Below are 1,207 nucleotides of genomic sequence, written 5' to 3'. Positions count from 1 at the left end.
GCTGAAGTGTGCTCAAGCGTGTTCTGGTGAGCGAGAGTGAGTGCGAGCAGTCGTTGCCGTGACCCGCGTGTCCGCCAGAGCGGCTCGGGGTGCGAACGGAAATCCTGACGTCGAATGCGTGACCTCTGCGGTCGGGCTTCGTTGGATGGAGGAGGAGATCGTCGGGGCGGAGCCGGGCCGGGGGTGAGGGATGAGCGGGCTGCGGAAGGTCGCCGAGCCGTTCGTTGCGTCCGGCCCGTCCGGAGTGGCGATCCGTACCCGGATCAAGCACCTCACCGCGCAGGACGAGAAGGTTCTTGCGATGGTCGGCGCGCATCTGGGTTCGCTGGCGTCGCGGGACCTCAAGACGCGCTGCGCGGACGGTCTGGAGCACTCCACCGAGACCTGGGCGGCCAGGAAGCGCGCGCTGACGCCAGCTGCGTCTTCGCGCTGGGGCGGGGCGATCACCAAGGCGTCGCACGACCAGTGGGCGCTGGCCCGCCGCTGCCAGCTCGCCCACATCCACAGCCTGGAGGCCGGTGTCGCCACGATCGCGCACCGGCTGGCGCAACCGGTCGGGCAGAAGGGATCCAAGAACGCTCCGGGCGGCTACCGCTCCCGTCAGGAGTGGTTCGCCAAGTCCCGCCGCCTTCGCGTCCTGGAGGACCGGCTGGAGCGGGAACGGGCCGACCACAAGGCCGGGATTGTGCACGTGGTGCGCGGCGGCAAGCGCCTGGCCCGCGCCCGCCACCACCTGGAAGCAGCCGGGCAGCTGACCGAAGCCGAGTGGCGTCGGCGGTGGGAGTGCGGGCGCTGGTTCCTGCAGGCCGACGGCGAGTCCGGCAAGCGGTACGGCAACGAGACCCTCCGCATCGCCCCCGACGGTCGGCTGAGCATCAAGCTGCCCGCTCCGCTGAAGAACCTGGCGAACGCCCCGCACGGCCGGTACGTCCTCACCGGCACGGTCCGCTTCGCCCACCGAGGCACCGAGTGGGCCGACCGCGTCGAGGCCAACCGGGCCGTCGCCTACCGCATCCACTACAACCCGGCCCGGAACCGCTGGTACGTGACCGCCGCCTGGCAGATTCCACCCACCACGACCCTCCCGCTGGACGCCGCGCTCGCCCACGGGGTGATCGGGGTGGACACCAACACCGACCACCTGGCCGCCTGGCACCTCGACGTGCACGGCAACCCGATCGGCACCCCCCGGCGGTTCTTCTACGAC

1 pseudogene is annotated in these 1,207 nt (G+C 71.1%); it reads left to right on the top strand.

Annotated features, from left to right (window positions below):
* Positions 1-190 precede the first annotated feature (190 nt).
* Positions 191-1,207: pseudogene (locus tag ACFV7R_RS47080) on the top strand (IS200/IS605 family accessory protein TnpB-related protein); the annotation flags it as partial.

It is taken from the genome of Streptomyces sp. NPDC059866 (assembly GCF_042731325.1).
In the GTDB taxonomy this organism is placed as follows: Bacteria; Actinomycetota; Actinomycetes; order Streptomycetales; family Streptomycetaceae; genus Streptomyces; species Streptomyces flavusporus.
The sequence above is the reverse complement of the archived record's forward strand: the minus strand, read 5'-3'. Positions and strand labels throughout refer to the sequence as shown.